The following is a 21,108-nucleotide window of genomic DNA, read 5'->3' on the forward strand; positions in this document are numbered from 1 at the left end:
TTACTCTAAATGCTCACCACAATGTGGGCAAAAATTCTTTTTCCGTACTTCTTTTTCACGGCGTTCGAGCTCTTGCTCACGCAGCACTTGCAGCACAATATCCTGTGCTTGCTCCTTATCCAACCCGAGCTCTCGGCGTATTTTCTCAATCATCATCTGATTTTGTACCAAATCAAAATCACTATCGACCAACTGTCCTCGAAAGTCTTGCTCAAGCTCTTCGCGGCGCTGACTAAGCTCATTGGCCAAACCAGTGGCTAAAATACCTGCAGGTAACGCTGCTAGACCGACACCTAGTATAGTAATGACCGCACCCAATATTTTACCTGCATTGGTAATTGGCGTCACATCGCCATAGCCTACAGTTGTAAGCGTCACTACCGCCCACCACATCGCTTTCGGTATCGATTCAAACTCTTCTGGCTGCGCATGGTTTTCTACCAAATAGATGCCGCTAGATGCTGTCACAATCATAATCACTAAGATAAAAATAACCGCTTGAAATGAACCTTTTTCTTTACTGAGAACCACCAATAAAATACGTAATGAGGCAAAATAACGGGTAAGTTTAAGAATTCGAAACAGACGCAAAATACGTAGGAAACGTAGATCGATACTGACAAAGAAGTTTAAAAATGCCGGTGCAATCGCAATGACATCAATCAATGCCGATGGACTTTTCAACCAATCCCAACGCTGACGCCAAGTGGTATTGGCTGGTTTGGCTTCGGCAACGCTCCATAAACGTAGCAAATATTCGACAGAAAATATCACAATTGAAAAGTTTTCAAACCAAGTAAAGTATTGTTGATAAGGGTAATACCAATTATCAACAGACTCAGCGATGACCGCAGTAACGTTCGCCATGATTAAAAAAATAAGGAAATAATCTACATAGCGACTAAAGAGCGTATCGTGCTCATCGTTTTGCAAAATATTATAAACAAAAAGACGCAAGCGCCGTATAGATTGGAATAGCATGCCGTCCCTATGCGGTGTAACACCGGTCTTATATTGATAAAAAATTGGTTTTAAGAAAAGTAATTTTGGGGTGTGAAAAAAATTGTCTAATGGACACACAGATAATCATTTAATTAGTTCTTCATAAAAAACATTACTCAATCGTTAATTTATTGATGAATGATAGAAAAATCCATCAAAATTAAGGAAATCTTATGATATTTATTTTAAGACTCTCTTAAAGCGTCGTTTAACCGCAGCCTATTTTTATATTAAGACTAATACGGCTATCTTATTCATCAAACGCCATTATTATACAAAGTATATATAATAAATATGGGTCGCCACTACTAATATAATGGCAATCGTAATAAAAGCACAGCGTAAAGATTGCTCATCTGCCCGTAATTGATTGCTTAAGTTTTGCGCAGGTAACAAAAAAAGGCCACACTTTGGGCAGCAACAGTCTATTTGATTTAACAGCTTGACTGAGCGGGCATTTTCACAGCGAAGCGGCGAATTACTACAGTAGCCGAGCATAATAGGTAACCGATTCCTTTATCAACCTTTATATAATAGCGGTGAAAAATGCAGCGTTAAAATGATAACAGTGATTTAACTATCCATCTCTAACTTATCTTATCTTAGTGAATCTGATTGTAACTTAAAATATAAATATGTCCGCTTTCTATTCAAAACCTTACTTTTATTAAGGTTTTTGTACTATAATACAACTATAGTGTTACGGGTTAATCCATAACCCTAGCATTGAGTATCGGTAACTAATGTCATCCCTCATTAGCAATTTACCAAAAATCATCTACCACGTTGAGGAATTAAACGATGAAACTACAGTCCCTAGTTTTAGCCGCTGCCACTGCCCTTACTATGACCACTGCTTTTGCTGTACCTGCTGGCACTTGGTCAGTAGCTGCTGGTGCTCACTATGTTGATCCTAAGAGTGATAATGGTACTCTAGCAAATGGTGCAATAGCAGTTAAAGTTGACGGTGATGTACGCCCAACAATTAGTGGTGAATACTTTATCGCTAATAACATTGGTATCGAATTACTAGCTGCGATTCCATTTCATCATGACATTACACTAACAGATGTTGCTACCGGCGAGAAGCTTGATGCAAAGACTCAGCATCTACCACCGACTCTTTCACTACAATATCATTTCGATGGCTATAACATGCCTATGAATGCAAAACCATTTATTGGTGTTGGTGTGAACTACACCAATTTTTTTAAAGAAAAACTTAATAATACTACAGGTTCTGAGTTAAAACTTGACGATAGCGTGGGTGTTGCTGGTCATATCGGTCTTGATATCCCATTTGCTGCAACGGAAGCTTTCCGTATCGATGCCCGCTATATGGATATCAAAACAGATGCTAAGTTAAATGGTGCTGATATTGGCGAAGTAGATATCAGCCCTTGGGTTTACGGCGTTGCTTTTGTAAAACAGTTCTAATATATTCTATTACTATATATTGAAGACAGCGAATAATGAATAAAAGAGGCCAGCTTAATAGCTGGCTTCTTTATGTCTGTCATTTGTCTATAATTTGATGAAATAACAAATATAAAAAAGACCATCCGTAGACAGTCTTTTCATTATTCATACTTTTAGTTATTCATATTGGTTTAAGTTATTCATATCGGTTTAAATAGCCATAAAACCTATAGCAAAATGCGACGCGGATCCGCAAGCAAAGTTGCAACATAACGCGTAAATACGGCCGCATCAGCACCATTAATAACACGGTGGTCATAAGATAACGACAATGGTAGCATTAAACGTGGCTCAAAAGTCTGCTTGGACGCATTCCAATGTGGATGCATAGTGGCTTCTGAAGCGCCTAAGATACCCACTTGTGGCCAGTTAACTAATGGCGTAAATGCCGTACCGCCTAAGATACCTTGGCTTGAAATCGTAAAGCTAGCGCCTTGTAAATCTTTAGTGCTGAGCTTTTTATCGCGAGCTTTAACTGCCAACTCGCCAATTTCAATGGCAATTTGCTTAATACCTTTATCTTGTGCATTTTTAATAACTGGTACAATCAGACCATCGTCAGTAGCTACCGCAATACCCATATTGACACTTTTACGTAGAATAACTTGCGTATTGTCATCGCTTAAATGGCTGTTAAAGCGTGGATGTTGCGTCAGTGCATAAGCAGTCGCTTTGACGATAAAGGCAAGAATGGTTAGACCAATCCCTTCAGCTTTCATGCCACCTTTTAACTCACCCCGTAGCTTTTCAGTTTCCGTAATATCAGACAAATCAAATTGCGTCACTTGCGGCAGATAAGTGTTGTAATTGAGCTGCGGTATCGACACTTTTTGTAGACGCGTTAAATCTTGTGTTTCCGTCTCACCCCAAATCTCGGTATTGCTCATATCAGGCAAGCTTGGTAGGCTTGAACGTACTGCAGTACCGCTAGCAGGTGCTGTACTTTTGGTATTCATGCTGCTTTTGACGTGCGCAAACAAATCTTCCTTTAAGATGCGATCATTCAAAGCTGAACCATTCACTTGCGTGATATCCACACCTAATTGACGCGCAAGCTTACGTACCGCAGGACCTGCATATACTTCAGCCGATTTAGCATTAACCTGAGATTCGGTTAATTTACTATCGCTTTTACTCGCAGCAACATTATTTGTCACAGATACTGATTTAACAGGTGCTTGTTTTGGTTCACCTGTCGTCTGAGTTTGCGGTTCAGACGCAGCAGCTTGCTTACTGGTTGACGCTTCTTGAACGTCAGACGTATCCGCTGCATCATTACCAGCAGCAACGTCATTACTAACAATAATAATGAAGTCTTGGCCATTAGCAACCATATCACCAGCTTTGACCAGTATTTTCTCAATCCTACCCGCTTGTGGAGCAGGTACTTCAACCGACGCTTTATCAGACTCAATCAACAAGATTGACTGATCAGCACTGACCATATCGCCTTCGCTAACCATAATTTCAGACACTTCAGCTTCATCAACGCCTAAATCTGGTAGCGCATGAGTGGTCGCTACGCCTGATTTTTTGGTAGGTTTAGAATCGTTTGACTCAGCCGCTTTAGTATCGTTTTGCTTCTCTTCTTGTTGAGGACTCTGCGGCTCATTCTGCTTATCAGCTACAGGCACTTCTTTGCTTTCTTCATCAGTCGTTTGGCTAGTATCTTGACTATCAGTATCAGATTCAGCATCGTTTTCGAGCTCGATCAGCACCATGCCTTCACTGACTTGATCGCCAACCGCAACGTTAATTTTAGTGACTTTACCAGCGGCAGAGCTTGGTACTTCCACCGAGGCTTTATCAGATTCAATCAGGATAATATTGTCGTCTTTTGCAATGACATCACCAACTTCAACCATAATTTCACTGACTTCGGCACTATCGACACCCAAATCGGGGGCTTTAATTTCCATCCTTGTTCTCCTTGTCTTATGGTTATTTTTCTTTGACGTCATCATCATTGAGCAAGGCTGCATCAGCTTTGTCTTCAGCGCGACCTTCACTGCTTATCTCTTCATCATCTTCAGCGACAAACTCAGGTACTGGGTTTGGATTGATGTGTTCAGCTGTTGGTGCTGGTGCATCTGGGAAGTGATCATAATGAGGCTGTTGCTGCCATGCAGGTGCTTGATCCGCTTCGATACCGAAGCTTGAAATTGCGTCTTTTACCAAACGCATTTCAACTTCGCCTTCATCTGCCAAGCGTTTGAGCGTTGCAACGACGATGTGAGCCGCATCGACATGGAAGAAGCTACGCAGATTCTCACGGGTATCAGAACGACCATAACCATCGGTGCCAAGCGTGGTATAAGGACGATTATCAGGTAACCATGCACGGATTTGTTCTGAATAATTACGCATATAATCTGTTGCTGCAACGACCACACCTTCATGAGGCGCAAGTTGTTCAGTGATCCATGAAACTTTTTCTTCTTCCATAGGATGCAGACGATTGTAATCATCACAAGCCATACCATCACGAGTCAGCTCGTTAAAGCTGGTTACGCTCCAAACGTTGGCGGTGATGTTAAACTCATCTTGTAATATACGCGCCGCTTTTTGAACTTCACGTAAGATAACACCCGAACCTAATAGCTGTACTTGAGTTGAGCCATTATCTTCAAGTAAATACATACCACGCTTAATGCCTTCTTCTGCGCCTTCTGGCATCGCAGGCTGGTCGTAATTTTCATTCATTAGCGTCAAGTAATAATAAACACGCTCACCTTCACCATACATCCGGCGCAGACCGTCATGCATTACCACTGCCAGCTCATAACCAAAACATGGGTCATAAGTGACGCAGTTAGGTACGACGTTGAATAGGATTTGTGAATGACCATCTTGATGCTGCAAGCCTTCGCCATTTAGCGTGGTACGACCTGCTGTTGCCCCAAGTAAGAAACCTTGAGCCTGACAATCACCTGCCGCCCAAGCCAAGTCACCAATACGTTGGAAACCGAACATTGAATAGTAGATATACATCGGAATCATCGGTAACGCGTTGACAGAATAACTGGTTGCTAAGGCAATCCACGTACTCATTGCGCCAGCTTCGTTGATGCCTTCTTCTAACATATGACCATCGATGGCTTCTTTATAGCCCATCAAAGCTTCGCTATCTTCTGGGGTATATTTCTGACCAACCGCCGAGTAAATACCCAATTGACGGAACATGCCTTCTAGACCAAAAGTACGCGCTTCGTCAGGTACGATAGGTACCACACGATCTTGAATGTCTTTATTTTTTAACATAGCAGCTAGCAGACGCACAAACACCATGGTGGTCGACTGCTCTTTGCCGTTGCTGCCTTTTAAAACGCGATCAAAAATCGATATATCAGGAATATTCAATGGAATATGACCACTGCGGCGATTTGGCAGATGACCACCTAATGCTTCACGGCGACCTTTAAGATACTTCATCTCCGCTGAATCTTCGGCTGGACGATAAAACGGTAGCGTCTCTAATTGCTCATCGGTAAATGGCAAATCAAAGCGATCGCGGAAATACATTAAGCCTTCTTGATCAAGTTTTTTAACCTGATGCGATTTATTCACCGCTTGGGTTTGCGTAGATAGACCATAACCTTTAACCGTTTTGACCAAAATAACGGTTGGTTGATCCTTGGTTTTCATGGCTTCACTAAAGGCCGCATAGACCTTCATTGGATCATGACCACCACGGTTCAAGCGTGAGATTTCTTCATCAGTTAACTCGTCTGCCATTTCTTTTAATTCAGGATATTTATTAAAGAAATGCTCGCGAGTAAACTCAGCGGTACGTGCTTCATATAACTGATATTCACCGTCTACCGCTTCTTCCATACGGTGTTTAAGGACACCGGTATGATCTTTATCGAGTAACGAATCCCAATTACCACCCCAAACGACTTTAATGACTCGCCAGCCTGCACCACGGAATACTGATTCTAATTCTTGAATGATTTTACCATTACCACGCACCGGACCATCAAGGCGTTGCAAGTTACAGTTGACAACCCATATGAGGTTATCCAACTTCTCACGACCAGCAAGTGAAATAGCGCCCAAGCTTTCTGGTTCATCAGTCTCGCCATCACCTAAGAACGTCCAAATCTTGCGGCCTTCTTTTTCTAACAATCCACGGTTTTCCATATAGCGATGCACGTGAGCGTGATAAATCGACATGATAGGACCTAAGCCCATCGAAACGGTCGGGAACTGCCAATAATCAGGCATTAGGTACGGGTGCGGATAGCTTGATAAGCCTTTTCCGCCTATTTCACGGCGGAAGTTTTCTAACTGCTCTTCAGTCAAGCGACCTTCTAGATAAGAGCGCGCATAGATACCAGGTGCTGAGTGACCTTGGTAATAAATCATGTCCCCGCCGAAATGATCGCTCGCAGCACGGAAAAAATGGTTGAAACCGGTCTCATAAAGAGTCGCACTTGAGGCAAATGTCGCTAAGTGACCACCCAAATCGTCATCGTTTTTGTTCGCACGCATGACCATTGCCAAGGCATTGTAGCGAATCAAAGCACGAATCTTACGCTCAATGGTCAAATCACCTGGATACATTGGTTCATCTTCAACGGCGATGGTATTGATATAAGCGGTATCAAGACGGTTAAATGGCAAGCCTTCTTGTACCGCCATGTTATATAACGCTTTTAATAAAAACTGCGCCCGATCCTTATCAGCATGTTTGACAACAGACTCAAAAGCTTCCAGCCATTCTTGGGTTTCGGTGCTATCAGCATCCTTGTAATAATTCATCTTTATCAATCCTTTTTATCAGTCAACCCTGCATAGCGGCAGGTGTTATTAAATTAGAGTGTCATACATATTTTAATGAGTAAAAGATTTACTTGATGACTTCCTTGCTGCATCTAAGCATTCCATTGTCTTATGTGGTTTATATACAGCTATGCTATACAAAATAGTGGTACTGTAGATTAGCATATGTGTTGAATAAGCATAATTATAAAACAGAATATACACTTAACTATGTCTATTCAGTCATTAAATGATTATGGCAATCTATTATAGGCGTTTATCAGTGAATTGTTTATGGCTGTAAAGAAATGATGATATGACAAGCATTTTTGAAATAAATAGTGATTAATGTTTTTAGAAATGTTTATAGGAGAACAGCATCAGTAAATTGATTCTCGTCAAACTATAAAGTAGGATTAATGATATATCTGTAATTAATCCTACTAAAACTACCATTCGTCAGCTTTTTAAGATTTTTACAAAATTAATGCTTAATATAGTGACTTACATATTATATACAAAATTTTAATTATCTATATAATTGATATATTAATCAAAGTCTTCAGCAAGGAACATTATATGACAGGCTTTAATTTTCTACAAAATGCATTATTAACTAGCTTAGCATCAATATTTTTATTAAGTACTGCTCATGCAAGTGATGCTTTAAAAATGGATTTAACAGCCAACCAAGTTATCAAAATTGCCGAAGGCAAAACCACTTATTTACCAGTTCGTACAGCTCCAGCGGGTACTGTTATTCAGTATAAAGCAACTTATAGCAATACTATCAATAAAGACATTCTAGACTTAGCAGTTGTGCTACCTATACCTGCCAATATGACTTTTACCGGTGACGCAAATCCATCAAGCGCCCAAGCCAGTATTGATGGTAGGAACTATATGGATATGCCACTGGTACGCAAAGTCGATGGGAAAATGGTCAGAATCCCATTTTCTGAATACCGTACTCTGCGCTGGAATATCAAGCTATTACCGGCACAGAAGTCTGCAGCCGTTGCTTTTAATACCATTGTTAACTGATCGATCTACACTTTACTCTCCCCTTTTTTTAACCTTTGACCTACTTTTTATTTTTATCCGTAAAGTTATAAGAAAAATTAAATACCTTTAACTATAGCTTGCTATTGGTTTGCCGCGATGATGATTTCTATTAGCACTATGAAAAATTGAGTTATATTAAAAAAATAGCAGAGATAAACTTGCTGAACTAATAAGTCGACAAGAATTTCAATATGTCAAAGAAAACACCTTGTTCTCACCTACCGCGATTATGATAGCAATCAGCTTGCCAAGCTTGAATATCGCTTGGTTATAACTTCATGGGCTTTGAAGATGAAGATATCGCTTATGATGATACAACTATAGAAGGTGCTTACTTTAGACTGCGCTTCAAATTTGATGAAGAACTATTCAAGCGTGATGACCCTCGTAAAAACAAGCGTTCGACCACCAATTCTACTTTATAATATCACCGCATTACCGTGTTATCATCTGACGGCAATGTGAGCGTTATTGGGCTATTGATGCCACCAAATGATAAACATAGCCTCTTTAAAATAAGAGAAGCAGCTGTATGGCAATGTGCTGCTGATATAAATTTTCCTCGCTTGCGGTGTAGAGATAGACAAAGACTTCGGGAAATATAATCCAGCAATACCAAACCCCTTTAAAGTAAATTGACTATAGTATTTAATAAGCGATAGAATCAGTATCAAAAATCGCCAGCACTGACCCTTATCAGCTTTTAACAAGGTTTTTACATTATGCTTCATTCTGCTATTCAAGTAGCCACTTATAAAAATCCTATCTATACCGTATTATCAGCTGTGTTGCTATTATCAACGGCTTCTTGCGTATCAACCGTGCCCTCTCCAACTCAAATTGGTACTATAAAAAACGCAGATTATTGTCAGGCTGATGCTCAAACACCCTCTTATAAAAACCAAAGTACGCAGCAGCGCGCTATGAGTTGTATGTTGGCAGAGCTACAACCTTATCAGCAAACAAACATGACAGCATATCAACAATACTTTGCCTACAAAGCGCAAGCTTGGCTTAGCTATGCCATGCATAAAGACAGCATGAATAGCCGCTCACCGGCTGGGCTACAAGCAGCAGAGGCTGCAGAAACTATCTTGCAAGCGTTAAAAAATGGGACGGAACAAGACCTCATCCTCATTCAAGACATACCTGCGACATCCGCTCTAATGCGACCTGATCTGTGGGCGACTTTAAGCGCCCTCAAAGACAGTGGCGGTATTGTAAGCGCTCCCCGTGAGATAGCATTTAGTGAAGTGGCATTAATATGGGCAGCGACTGACCAATGCGAGCATGGCTCACCTCAGTCAGGCAGTCAATTCCGCATGGCTGACCGCTGGCTTGAGCAAGCACGCGAGGCATACGTCAATAATCATGACTCTAAAACAAACGTCGCCTTGCAAGATCTTATCGTACGTTACTATAAGCAATACGCGCCTTTAGATGCGATCGCCGATCGCTGTGCCGGTCAGATACTACCGACTGTCGATAAAATATAACTACATTAAGAACGACAATTTTTCCGCGTACTAATCCACTGCTATTTCTAAAGACTCTTAATAAGGTTTCCTAATAAAAAACAGCAATAAAAAATCCAACATAACTGTCGGATTTTTATACATAATATTTATCTTCAGAACTCAATACAAACATTAACGGTTTTTACTTGGCAGCTTTTCTGGTAGATAGCAACGTAAATAAGCGATAGATGCCGTATTCGCTTCTTGTAAATACTTATCTGTAATGCCCTCATGACGGCGATAAGATACGGTAAAGATAGCGTTAATAATGCTAAAGGTAATCAATAATACATCTTGAATATCTTCGAACTTTGGTACTTCATAACGTTCAGATAAGCGCTTATAGACCAACTGAACAACTTGATTGTCCATATGCTCGCCAAAACTATCACCGACAAAATCAGGCGTATTGGTACCATAGATCAGTTTAGCTTTAGTCTCGTCTTCATCAAAAATTTTCACACAACGATCAATCAGTCCGGTTAAATAGCCCTGCCATCTATCATAGTTAGCCGTTTCGACCGTCGTTAACACTTCTAAGATATCGATCGCATTCAAAAAACGCAATGCTAAGAATATTGCTTCAATGTTAGGGAAGAAATGGTAAGCAGAGGCTCTTGGAATACCAGCTTCTTCACACACAGCAGCTAAAGTGATATCTTTAATAGGTTGAGTTTCACTCAATTTCTTAGCACCCATCAATAACTTCTGACGGCGTGCGCGCCCTTGCTGACTGGTAAATTTAAATTTATTGGGTACTAGCTTTTTTGCCAGCTCCGAATCTACCAGTACATCTTCGATTTTGTCGTCTTTATTTTCACTCATTATAATTCTCTTATGTTACGCCCTATCTTTATAAATATAGTCTTCATCGGATAGTATGCGTCCTAAATCGAAGGACCACTTCTATCAGCCGATAATTTGGGCTAATAGTACCGCTACTATACTCAACGAGGAAGCATGATAAACGCTTGCACACTATCAAGCAAGGGACATGAATGGGTTAAAAAATAATTCATCAATTAGCTAGAAAACAAAGTTAATTGTGAAGCTTTATTTTCGCTCTTATAATACCATGATCAATAACTCTATCTGCATAATCCCACTTTAAATGGTCATTAAAATAGTCAACTCGTTCCACCTGAGCAAGCGAAAACTTACTATCAGATAAAAATTCTTCCGAAACAAATAACTGATCTATCACTTCTGGCATGCCTTGATAAATGTGGGTATATGCCACATCCTTCATCCAGCCATAACGCGCTTGAATACGAGCCGCATCAAACAGTGCAACGTCACGCATACTTTTGTCGTAATTAACTTCACCAGTTTCCGTCATTAATTGAGTGGTGACGCTATCAGTAACATCATTCATATCACCCAACAAAATTAATGGCTCACGAGTATGCCGTAAGCGCTCTATAACAGACATACGAATAGAGGCTGCTTCTGCGGCACGCATACATAAGCTGCGAAGCTTAGCGCGGACTCGGATATTTGGATCATCCATATCTTCTAAAAGATTGCCCGCCTCATCACGTAAGAAAAAAGCACGTTTACTTTTTAGATGTGCAGTAATAATGGTTATCGGTTGTCCAAATGCATTAACACGTAATACGAGCGGCGGACGATTAAAACGCTGATAAGCACCAATATCAGGGATATCAATCACCGCCTTTGGAGCGATATCTTCGAGCAAGCTACTTTCTAATTGCTCAAATCGACTAATGATGCCGACTGCAGGCGTATTTTGCGCACCTTTACCTTGTGTATATGGACTTGCGCTATCATTACTTGCTAACGGTATCACCACATGTTCAGGTTTAAAACCCAATGACACTGCCAATGCTTCAAGTGCATTGCTGTCCCATACTTCCTGTACTGCAATAATATCAGCATGAGCTTTTGCTAATAAGTCAGTGATGCCACGCAGCTTATGTTCATATTCATGATTACTATAAGCGGGTGCATTTGGATAATAAAGTCGGTTAGGATTGGCAAAATTAAGCAAGTTAGCAGTCGCTATATAAAACTGTTTATGGTTATTTTCAATATTACTGGTCATAAATTACCTATTATTATTATTTTTAAGCGTTATTTCCGATAGCTAATTTTAACAATCAGCTATATTTACATTATCTATATTCATACATATTAATATACAGCAAAAAAGCCTCCAAAGAAATCTTTGGAAGCTTTAAAATAGCATAAAACTGGATTATTTTGCCTTTGTATTATAGGGAACCTACAATCGAACTAAATCTAGTAATGAGATAGTAAGCTTTAGCATTGTTTACTTACTTAAATTAAATACGCTATTAGTTGTACTTAATTTAGTTATACATAATTTAGTTATATATAAATAAGGCTAACCTATCTCTGCTATTCAATAATTAATTAATGGAATAGACGGCCTATGATAAACGGCTCCATGCATCATGTGATGCTCTACGTGCATCGTTCCATTCCATGCGTGACTCACCTTTTACTTCATTCCATGAACGTTCTAGATCAGACTCATGATCTTCAAAGCGTGCATCGGCAGGATAACGGCCGCGGTTAGCATAACCTACCGCATAGGCTGGATGTAAATCACGGTCAAAATCATAACCTTCTTTATAATAATCTGCATTAGCGTACTCTGCACGCCAGTAAGCTTCTTCACGGGTTGGATCAATCGCTTCTGCTGCTGCATGACCTGCACCGCCACCAACGATAGCGCCAATAGCACCACCAATTAATGTACCTAGTGGACCTGCCATTGTACCAATAGCTGCGCCTGCTGCGGCACCGCCTAGACTACCAATACCAGTACCTACTGGATGTGAACCTGGCTCACCTGTAATGATGTCAGCATTCAAATCTTTTTTCGCTTCTTTCGACATATGTTTTACTGCGCTGCGGTCAATACCATCATGATCTTCTATAATATTGTCGTCTTCATGTCTAATGACTCTATTATCTATCGTATGATCGCTACCTGTTAATCTACGTTCGTTATCGTCGAGGATGCGCTCTCTATCACCTACTTCAAGATAGTCTTCATCAACTACACGATTATTAGGATCTGTAATACGGCCATCGTTATTCATAATATTATCCTTAAATGATTTATTATCTATTAGATTTATTTAGTGCTAGAAAATTAGCAGTCTTTTTTATTTAACTTTTACTTAATTCATCTAAAGTATATAAATTCATAGGTAGGAACAGATAGATGGGTTATGTAAACTATGTCCAAATTACGATGGTCTTGCGTTACAGCCTGTATCTTTGTAGGAGTCTTGTAGGTCAGCATAGCCTTTTAAGTAATTTTTAACTGAGTTATTACATTGAGTAAACGTATTCCATTCCTTATATAGCTCTCAACGCTCTATCAATTGCTCGTTGCCATTTATTAAGATGCTGCTCACGGGCATCACTAGACATAGTAGGCTCAAAAATTCGATCGACTTGCCATGAGGCTTGCATTGTTGATTCGTCGTATAGACCCGTTTTTAAGCCAGCCAATAACGCCGCACCTTTAGCAGTAATTTCTGTATCTTTTGGGCGCAGTACAGGCACACCAAGTAAGTCAGCTTGGAACTGCATTAGCAAATCATTATTCGCAGCACCGCCATCCACTCTTAACTCAGTCAGTGGATGAGGACTGTCCTTTTGCATCGCAATCAGTACATCATAAGTCTGATAGGCAACGGCTTCTAACGCCGCACGGGCAATATGGGCTTTGGTAGTGCCGCGACTCATACCAGTAATGCTGGCGCTGATATCCGAGCGCCAATAAGGGGCGCCAAGCCCTGTAAATGCAGGGATTAATACGACATCCTCACTGCTATCAACTTGCCGCGCTAAGTCCTCGACCTCACTGCTTTGTTTAATCATACCTAGATTATCACGCAACCATTGAACGATTGCGCCTGCCATAAATACACTGCCCTCTAAGGCATAAGTCACTTCTTTTTTTGGTGGCTGTAATATACGTTTGCTTGACTGGACAATTTGATCAAACGATAAATTCTCTGGACGCGTCAGCGTAGATTTTCGTTGCCAAGCGATGGTCGTTAGTAGTTTATGCTCACTAAGTTTGGGTGTCTGACCGATATTCATCAGCATAAAGCAACCCGTACCGTAAGTATTCTTTGCCATGCCAGCATCAAGGCAGCCTTGTCCAAAAAGCGCTGCTTGCTGGTCACCCAATACTGCATGAATAGGTATTTGTTTGGCAAACAGTCCTTTTTTAGTTTTACCAAAATCGCCGTCAGATGGCAAAACTTTAGGCAATATATTCATCGGTATCGAAAAAAGGGCACATAACTCCTCAGACCACGCCAGCTTATGAATGTCATATAACAAGGTACGAGAAGCGTTGGTTACATCAATGACATGCTCGCCGCCTGTTAGCTTATATATCAGCCAACTGTCTATGGTACCGACTGCTATTTCACCTTTACTAGCGCGCACCCTCAGTTTGGGATTATTCTCTAACAACCAAGCGATTTTACTGGCGCTAAAATAGGGATCTAAGCGTAAGCCTGTGATACGTTGCACTTCACTTGCCATATTACTCTGACTGCCATTATCGCTATGAGCCATACCAGTAGCACTTTCAGAAGCAAGCGTTTTGCAATAACTTGCGGTGCGTCTGTCTTGCCAAATGATAGCAGGCGCTAAAGGCTTACCCGTTTGCTTATCCCAAATGACAATAGACTCACGCTGATTGGTAATCGCAATACTGGTGACATCGGTGGCGAGGAGCCCCGCCTGATTGATGACATCATGCGCACAGCTAATTTGCGTCTGCCAAATTTGTTGCGCATCTTGCTCGACAAACCCTGCTTTTGGCGTAGTTAAAGTCGTCGGCTGTTGCGCCATTTTAATTGGACGCGCATGATCATCGTACAATATCGCTCGACTCGATGTTGTTCCTTGGTCTAAAGCTAAAATATATCCTGCCATCACTCACATCCCGTCTAATCTTATTTATTTTTATCATTGCTATCTTTATAGTCATAAACTTTATTGTCATAGATGTATTATTGACACCTTTTTTTGGGTGTTAATTTTAATAGTCAACACTTTAACTATGAGCAATATTTGCACATAACCTCTACCCTTTTAACAAAATAAAGAGCTGAAACATAGCATGCAATAGTACTGCCCATGCTATATGCACTGTATGTTTGAAGAAAGCCAGATATAACAAGCTATTAAAATATCAAACTATAATCAGTTAGTTAATAAACTTTTTATGACTTCTAAAAAATAATATTATTATTTATTTTGAATGTAGATGCTTACCATAAAAATATTACCTATTCAATGCAGAACAAGAAAATACTGAGCATTGACCCGTCACCATTGTGCCACTACAGTGTACGCTTTGTTATTAATAATAAAATATCGGCGTTTGTTAATAGTTTATAATATCGACCTCGCGTTATAACTGAAACGTTATGACAATGGTTAATATAAGCAATTAGTAATAGGTATTTTTAGCACCTATTCTACCTAATACTTACTATGACTGATGCCGCTTATATGCTGTACGTGATTATAAATACCTTGCATTCTAATTAATGGCTTATGTATCTTATGAAATTTGCTTTATCGACTCTGTCTACTGCTGTGATGACCATTACGCTCATGAGCATAGCTGCGTCACCCTCCGCCAGCGCTAACGACAATACGATTGATTCACAAAATACTGGGTCGCAAAATGAAGTAGCAGCAGTCAATGTGACAAATGTGACACAGATTATCGATGCTGACAATCAACTCAATACTCAAAATGCGAGCAATGTAGTCAATGCAAACAATACAAATATAGCTACCACAAACAGTGAGATTGACCAAGTTAAGCATAAAAAGGGTTTGACTACCCTTATCGATCCGATCACTCATAAAAGTATTGATAATAGCTATCCAGTAGAAGTGTCTAGCCTTTTAAGCCTTGAACAAGCACAAAACATCTTATTGCAAGTGTCACCAAAGATTGCTGCCAACCAAGCAGCGATTGCCGCTAGCGAATATGAAACTGATGCGCTCAAAACCATAGACAATCCACTTGTATTTGCACGCGTATCCGCCAGCACTTACAATTTGGACGCAGATGTTGATTTATCGACACTCAAAAACGGCATCGTCAACGACATTAATACTAGTGTTGATAACATCATCCCACCTATTCCGGATTTACCAAATTTTGGTGAACTGGTTGGTGAGCGTATCCCAGACAATTATGAGTTGAAGCGCTCAGGCTCAACGACAGGCGCAGGTCTTGGTGTGGTATGGCCCATTTATACCGCTGGGCGCACGACCGCTTTAACAGGTGCGTCTAATGCCCGCACCCAAGAAGCGGTAGCAGACAGCCTATTAGATAAAAATGAGCTTTATAACACCTTAATCGAGCGTTATTTTAAGGCGCAATTGGCCATTATTGCCGCCTATCTACGCGAAGATGCTTATGGTACCGTGCAGCAGGTTGACCATATGGCACAGCGGCTTTTTGAGGAAGGTTTTATCTCACGTGTTGATCGCCTAGAAGCACAATCTGCGCTTGCCGATGCAAAGAGCGAATCCGTAAATGCCAATAATGATGCGCGTCTGGCAATGATGGCTTTACAGCGCCTATTGCGTACTGAGTATCGCATCAAACCCTCAACTCCGCTATTTGTCTCGAGCAGCCCTCTCCAAGATGTAAATTACTTTCAGGATTTGGCACTCACCAATCACCCAGGTCTACAGAAAGTCGCTGCCAAACGTGCGCAGGCGCAACAGCTACATGCGCTATCCGATACAGGTTATAAGCCTACCGTCATGCTATATGGTTATGGACAAATCGAAAAAGATCCTAGCTGGGTCGCCGGTATATCCGCAAGCTGGAAACTATGGGGTGGACTCGATAAAACCGCAACATTGGCATCAAGTAATGCCAAAATACGCCAAGCTGATTTGACTGAGATCGAAGTCAGCGACAATCTATTATTACTGGTCGAAAAAAACTGGCACGATGTCAATAATGCTCAGTCACGTTATCAGGCATTACAGAGTAACGTTGAGCTGGCCGCAGAAGTACTGCGTTTGCGGCGATTAGGGCTACAAGAAGGTCTAAATACTCCTATTGATGTGGTACAGGCACAAACGCAATCTCTCAAAGCCCGTACTGAACAAGCGCAAGCGGCGAACACTTATGTACAATCACTCGCAGCCCTTATGCAGAGCTGCGGTACACCTCTCGCCTTTAACGCTTATCTCAATGCTGCCGATATTCGGCTGCCAACCTTATATGAGAAATAACATACCTAATAGATCGCCTCAAACAAGCATGACACTCTATTAGCAAACAATTTTAAAAATAGTAAATAACAAACGACTTATTCTGCTTATTACCGACTTTATTGCTTTAGGAATCTCACTGTCATGACTGAATCTACAAACGAATCAGACGACTCACGCAAACTAAACGACTCAGACCCATCAACCGAATCAGGCGATATTCATAATGAGCAGGTGCCCATTGATCCTGTGGTGGATGTAACTGATGTTGAACCAGAGCTAGAGCAAGCAGTCCCTAGTTATAAGCGCGATTCAGCAAAAACTGATAAATCTGCGATAATAAAAAAGGCAGTTTTAGCGCTCTTGGTACTGATTGTGTTGGGTGCCATCGCTTATGGTTTGTACAAGAGCAATCAAAACAGCGAGCCTGAGATTATTACCTTGCAAGGGCAGATGCAAATGCAGCAAACGTCCATCGCTGCAAAAGTACCGGGACGTATTGCGCAAATTATGGTCACAGAAGGTGATGCGGTTACGGTTGGTCAGCAGCTGATTGAGATGGACTCCCCTGAGATCAATGCTAAGATTAATCAAGCACGTGCCGGCAAACAAATGGCACAAAGTCAATTAGATAAAGCAGAAAATGGTGCTCGTCCACAAGAGATTGCCCAAGCAAAAGCGGCGTGGCAAGCCAACAAAGCGGCATCTGATTTGGCAGAAAATACTTATCAGCGTGTCAATCGGCTTTATGAAGAAGGACTGATGGCGCGGCAAAAACGCGATGAGGCCTATGCGCAGTATTTGGCTACTCAAGATCAAACTGAGGCCGCACGTTTGCAATATGAGTTGGCAATGGAAGGCGCTCGCAGTGAAGATAAATCCGCTGCAACAGCACAAGTCGCGCAAGTCGACGCCCAACTAGAAGAAGCTCTAGTAGCAAAAGAAGAAGCGAATTTAAAAAGCCCTATTGCTGGTGTGGTAGATACTGTCATTGTCAATGCAGGCGAAGTGATTGGTCAAGGCGTTCCCTTACTCACTTTGGTCAATACCAATGACCAATGGGTAGTACTGAATGTCACTGAGACGTACTTGAATCAATTTGCGATTGGTCAGCGCTTTACTGGTACTATTCCTGCTTTATCGTCGCCTGAGAAACCTTATACTAAGCAGTTTACGGTTTACGCCACCTCTACGTTATCTGACTTCGCAACGTGGCGTCCAACCAATAATAATGATGGTTTTGATGTTCGTACTTTTGAAGTTAAAGCGCGACCGACAGCGCCTGATAGACGTATTCGCTCGGGCATGAGCGTGGTTGTAAGCATCAACCCTGCCCTTGTTAATCAGAACCAAGAGTAAGCCATGCGCCTAACCATGCTAAATAGGCTGAGTCGGCTAAGTAATGCTTTTTTACGCAGTGCTGCCTACGAGCGCCGTTTTTTAGCCAAAAATCCTTGGGATTTTAGCATGGTGGTTTGGATACCATTGGCTACTGTGCTATTGATTTGGTGGATTTTTTCGCAAATCCAAATCACAGATTTACCCATTGGCGTCATTGATAAAGATCGCGGGCCTGTAGCCAATACTGCGCTGCGTTATTTGGAAGCCAATCCCAACTTAACCGTAAAGCAGCTTTATCACTCGCCTGCTGCGGCGGAAGCAGCTATCTTGCAACGTGATATTTATGCCGTGGTTATTATCCCCGAAGATTTCTCTCGCAATATCTCATCAAGTAAACCCGCACCTATCGTCCTACAAGTAAATGCTCAATACGGTACCCACTCTGGCATTATTCAAACCAGCGTACAGTCCGTAATCGGTACATTATCAGCAGGCGTTGAGATACAGCGTTTGGTTAAAAAAGGAATGGCACCATCACAAGCGGCGATTGCTTACTCACCTATCAACATTCAACGCATCAGCTTGTTTAATGCGGCGACCGACTATCAGCAATTCTTAGCGTCAACGGTCATTCCTGCGTTACTACATATTTTGGCAATGGTTGTCGGTGCGACAACTATCGGCCGTGAGCTGCGTGACAAGCGAATCGGTCGCTGGTATCGATTTATTGATGGTAGTCGACCTAACTTATCGTTGCCGTCTAATAATACTGACGCTAACACCTCAGGCAACACGGCAAGCACTCAATTACAAACACCGAAAGATGTGAGTGTTTTAGTATTAATATTTGGCCTATTAGGCAAGTACTTTTGGCCGATATTGGCTTATAGTATATGGTCAATACTAGCAATATGGCTTGCAGCGCCGCAGCAAGCCATTGCCATCAGCTCTATCATTGCCACTTATCTCGGTCTGGTGCTATTGATGATGCTATCATTTTGGCTTGGGGCAATCTTGACTTTAGCCTCATATTCGTTACGTATGGGCTTGTCAGCCACTGGGTTTATTTCAGCGCCTTCCTATGCGTTTGCAGGTGTTACCTTCCCTTATATAGCCATCAGTGACAGCGCCCAACATTGGTCAGATACGCTGCCGCTCACCCATTATCTTAAGCTACACATTGCGCAATTACAGATGCAAGCGCCTGTTGCTGTGTCATTACCCATTGTCTATGGGCTCACTATAGCGACACTTGTTGCTATGTTCCTAACCGTTTTATTGAGTAAACGCGCACTGGCGCATCCTGAACGTTGGGGGGCACGCTAATGTCATTATCACCAAAAGATAACTTATCTACTACAACATCAGACTCCACAGAAACTTCGTCATCACCAAGCTTTTTTGGCAGCTTTTTACAGACGATCAAAGATGTTTTTTCCGATAAAGGCGTACTGTTACTATTGATGATTGCGCCTATTATTTATGGCTTCTTTTATCCTTGGCCGTATTCAACGGAAATCGTTAACCATGTACCTGTCGGTATTGTTGATAAAGATAATAGTAATTTGTCACAAACCATCGTCCGCTACGCAAGTGCCAGCCCACTGCTAGATACAAAACGCTTTTTAAATGAGCAACAAGCCATCGATGCCATGTGGACAGATGAAATCGCTGGTTATATGATTATTCCAAGTGGAATTGAACAGCAAGTATTATCAGGGAAGGCGGCTAGCGTCAGCGTCCTCGGTAACGGTGGCTATTTTCTATTAAATAAAAACGTCCAAATGGGGTTTTTACAGGCAGTTAGTACCGTATCAGCAGGCATTGAAGTTAAAAAGAGCGTGGCACAAGGGGCGTATTTAGCTACCGCCGCCGCCAACACCCAAGCAGTGCCATTAAAGATTATTCCTTTATATAATCAAACAGAAGGTTATGGCGCTTACGTTGTGCCTGCAGTGTCTATTCTTATTTTACAACAAACACTTTTGATGTCGACCGCAATGCTAGTTGGCACTTGGTATGAGCGCCGTCGTCATAAAACCAGTATCCGCGGCTGGCTTGGGCGTATTGCGGCGCTGAGTATGTTCAGCTTCATTATTGGCTGCTTTTATTATGGCTGGGCATTCGAGCTACATCATTATCCACGTGGTCAAAATATGCTTGGCAGTCTATTATTCCTGCTACTGTTTTGTCCGACGGTGGCGACGCTTGGTTGCATAGTGGGACTCTGGTTTCGCCAGCGTGAGCGTAGTATGCAAATATTAATTTTCAGCTCGCTACCGATGTTTTTTATCAGTGGTTACCCATGGCCGGCTGACCAACTTCCAGAATTTTTACAAATCACTCGCTGGTTATTACCAACAACGCCTGGCATCAACACCTCAGTTCAGCTGAACCAAATGGGGGCCAGTGTCGCGCAAGTTGCAACGGGCTTTTATGCATTGGCAGGACTGTGGTTATTTTACTTCTTGCTGCTATTGTTTGTGCGCTGGTTTACTTCGCAAAGTAAAACTGCCTATTAACTTAGAAAGTTAAAATTCTAGAAACCTAGAAACCTAGAAACCAACAAGATATAACTCGTTAAAGCATATTATTGAGATAAAACTTCCTATCTGCATTTTATTTATTTTATAGTAAAAAACGATGATAATATTGAATCAAAAAA

At 41.4% G+C, this 21,108-nt stretch carries 15 protein-coding genes; 8 read left to right on the forward strand and 7 right to left on the reverse strand.

All coding sequences use genetic code 11. From position 1 onward, the window contains the following. Positions 1-981, reverse strand: a complete 981-nt coding sequence (locus tag WAZ74_RS11825) for an ion transporter (RefSeq protein ID WP_422308495.1) — start codon at positions 979-981, stop codon at positions 1-3. Between the two features lie 822 nt (positions 982-1,803). On the opposite strand from WAZ74_RS11825, the gene WAZ74_RS11830 reads away from it, so the two are divergent. Next, complete coding sequence (locus tag WAZ74_RS11830; protein ID WP_422308496.1) at positions 1,804-2,439, forward strand: OmpW/AlkL family protein; 636 nt, start codon at positions 1,804-1,806, stop codon at positions 2,437-2,439. Positions 2,440-2,648: 209 nt separating this feature from the next. Here WAZ74_RS11830 and WAZ74_RS11835 read toward each other — a convergent pair whose 3' ends face one another. Further along, complete coding sequence (locus WAZ74_RS11835; RefSeq protein WP_422308497.1) at positions 2,649-4,400, reverse strand: 2-oxo acid dehydrogenase subunit E2; 1,752 nt, start codon at positions 4,398-4,400, stop codon at positions 2,649-2,651. Positions 4,401-4,422: 22 nt separating this feature from the next. Continuing rightward, entirely contained in the window at positions 4,423-7,245 is a 2,823-nt protein-coding gene (aceE, locus tag WAZ74_RS11840) for a pyruvate dehydrogenase (acetyl-transferring), homodimeric type (protein ID WP_422308498.1), read from the reverse strand. 579 nt (positions 7,246-7,824) lie between these two features. Between aceE and WAZ74_RS11845 the strand changes: the two genes are divergently transcribed. From WAZ74_RS11845 to WAZ74_RS11855, 3 genes are all read left to right on the forward strand, one after another. Beyond that, positions 7,825-8,289 (forward strand): hypothetical protein, encoded by a 465-nt coding sequence (locus WAZ74_RS11845; protein WP_422308499.1) that lies wholly within the window; start codon positions 7,825-7,827, stop codon positions 8,287-8,289. 299 nt (positions 8,290-8,588) lie between these two features. Continuing rightward, positions 8,589-8,735, forward strand: a complete 147-nt coding sequence (locus WAZ74_RS11850) for a hypothetical protein (RefSeq protein ID WP_422308500.1) — start codon at positions 8,589-8,591, stop codon at positions 8,733-8,735. A 297-nt stretch (positions 8,736-9,032) separates the two neighbouring features. Further along, positions 9,033-9,806 carry a hypothetical protein gene (locus WAZ74_RS11855; protein WP_422308501.1) on the forward strand — a complete coding sequence of 258 codons (774 nt, stop codon included), beginning with the start codon at positions 9,033-9,035 and terminating at the stop codon, positions 9,804-9,806. Between the two features lie 153 nt (positions 9,807-9,959). Here WAZ74_RS11855 and WAZ74_RS11860 read toward each other — a convergent pair whose 3' ends face one another. From WAZ74_RS11860 to glpK, 4 genes are all read right to left on the reverse strand, one after another. Beyond that, on the reverse strand, positions 9,960-10,652 hold the full coding sequence (locus tag WAZ74_RS11860) for a TetR/AcrR family transcriptional regulator (RefSeq protein WP_422308502.1): 693 nt from the start codon (positions 10,650-10,652) through the stop codon (positions 9,960-9,962). A 214-nt stretch (positions 10,653-10,866) separates the two neighbouring features. Further along, positions 10,867-11,892: an endonuclease/exonuclease/phosphatase family protein gene (locus tag WAZ74_RS11865; RefSeq protein ID WP_422308503.1), complete on the reverse strand. Its 1,026-nt coding sequence runs from the start codon at positions 11,890-11,892 to the stop codon at positions 10,867-10,869. A 349-nt stretch (positions 11,893-12,241) separates the two neighbouring features. Next, positions 12,242-12,712 (reverse strand): glycine zipper domain-containing protein, encoded by a 471-nt coding sequence (locus WAZ74_RS11870; RefSeq protein WP_422308523.1) that lies wholly within the window; start codon positions 12,710-12,712, stop codon positions 12,242-12,244. 469 nt (positions 12,713-13,181) lie between these two features. After that, a complete protein-coding gene (gene glpK, locus WAZ74_RS11875; protein WP_422308504.1) occupies positions 13,182-14,783 on the reverse strand; it encodes a glycerol kinase GlpK in 1,602 nt (533 codons plus the stop codon). A gap of 636 nt (positions 14,784-15,419) precedes the next feature. On the opposite strand from glpK, the gene WAZ74_RS11880 reads away from it, so the two are divergent. The 4 genes from WAZ74_RS11880 (at position 15,420) to WAZ74_RS11895 (ending at position 20,965) form a co-directional block, all read left to right on the forward strand. Continuing rightward, on the forward strand, positions 15,420-17,123 hold the full coding sequence (locus WAZ74_RS11880) for a TolC family protein (RefSeq protein ID WP_422308505.1): 1,704 nt from the start codon (positions 15,420-15,422) through the stop codon (positions 17,121-17,123). A gap of 123 nt (positions 17,124-17,246) precedes the next feature. After that, the gene (locus WAZ74_RS11885) at positions 17,247-18,461 is read left to right on the forward strand and encodes an HlyD family secretion protein (protein WP_422308506.1); all 1,215 of its coding nucleotides are present in this window, start codon (positions 17,247-17,249) and stop codon (positions 18,459-18,461) included. 3 nt (positions 18,462-18,464) lie between these two features. Next, positions 18,465-19,769: an ABC transporter permease gene (locus tag WAZ74_RS11890; protein ID WP_422308507.1), complete on the forward strand. Its 1,305-nt coding sequence runs from the start codon at positions 18,465-18,467 to the stop codon at positions 19,767-19,769. Then, positions 19,769-20,965: an ABC transporter permease gene (locus WAZ74_RS11895; protein WP_422308508.1), complete on the forward strand. Its 1,197-nt coding sequence runs from the start codon at positions 19,769-19,771 to the stop codon at positions 20,963-20,965. The genes WAZ74_RS11890 and WAZ74_RS11895 overlap by 1 nt, the downstream gene beginning before the upstream one ends. The last annotated feature ends 143 nt before the right edge of the window (positions 20,966-21,108 follow it).

The sequence above is a fragment of the Psychrobacter sp. genome (genome assembly GCF_049295055.1).
Classification (GTDB): Bacteria; Pseudomonadota; Gammaproteobacteria; order Pseudomonadales; family Moraxellaceae; genus Psychrobacter.